The organism is Pollutimonas rozaliensis (genome assembly GCF_048751585.1).
In the GTDB taxonomy this organism is placed as follows: domain Bacteria; phylum Pseudomonadota; class Gammaproteobacteria; order Burkholderiales; family Burkholderiaceae_B.
This window is the reverse complement of the sequence record NZ_JAZHOB010000157.1, coordinates 1-265: the sequence shown is the minus strand read 5'-3', so window position 1 is coordinate 265 and position 265 is coordinate 1. Positions and strand designations below refer to the sequence as shown.

The 265-nt window shown below is 55.8% G+C and carries 1 pseudogene; it reads right to left on the bottom strand.

Going from position 1 to position 265, the window contains the following annotated elements:
- Positions 1 to 238, bottom strand: a pseudogene (locus V0R37_RS22380) (molybdopterin molybdotransferase MoeA); the annotation flags it as partial.
- Positions 239 to 265 lie beyond the last annotated feature (27 nt).

Sequence of the window (265 nt, the reverse complement as noted above, 5' to 3'; positions counted from 1 at the left end):
CGCGGGGTACCGCTTGGTAATCAGCCAGACACAGCGCGTAACCATCCATAGCGCTATTGTCCACACCCGGCATATCGAGGGGGGCGACAACCGTTTCTGCCAGCACTCGCCCCGCCGATTGTTCTAGGGTGATGCTTTCTACTGCATTAATGGGCGTGGCGGCGTCGATAAGCCGTTGGCGTGCATCAAACAGATCTAACAAGCCGGGCGTGACTATTTCTGCGCAGTGACAGTTCATAAACGCTCCACCTCATTGGAAGAAGTC